We start from the raw sequence: 553 nt of genomic DNA on the forward strand, positions 1-553 counted from the left end.
GTAACTACTCCAATAGTCGATGACGAAATCACCTGGGCCAATCTACAGCATCCAGAAAGTGGAGCCATAGCACCCAATGAAGAATTCATAGTTTACGGAAGATTGTATATAGAAAATATCACCGAAGTAGCAGGAGAAAATGCAGACATACAAGCATGGATAGGTTATAGCACTGACAATACAAATCCAAACACATGGACGAATTGGGTAGCCGCAAGTTATTTAGGCGAAGTTGCCGATAGTGATAATGATGAATATTCCGCCAATTTAGGCGCAGAACTTTCGACAGACGGAACCTATTATTATGCCACCAGGTTCCAGTATTTAGAACAAGACATGGTTTATGGAGGTTTTGATGGAGGATTCTATGATGGAACAACAAATGTAAATGGAGAAGTCACCGTAACTACTCCAGTACTTGATGATGAAATCACCTGGGCCAACCTCCAGCATCCAGAAAGTGGAGCCATAGCACCCAATGAAGAATTCATAGTTTACGGAAGACTTTATATTGAAAACATCACTGGTGAAACAGGAGAAAATACAGATATCC

General features: G+C 40.9%; 1 protein-coding gene. It reads left to right on the forward strand.

Annotated elements, in window-relative coordinates; all coding sequences use genetic code 11:
- Positions 1–553: hypothetical protein (locus HNS40_RS22710; RefSeq protein ID WP_172284984.1), on the forward strand; the 553-nt coding region annotated here is incomplete at both ends.

The organism is Lentimicrobium sp. S6, from assembly GCF_013166635.1.
GTDB lineage: Bacteria > Bacteroidota > Bacteroidia > Bacteroidales > UBA12170 > UBA12170.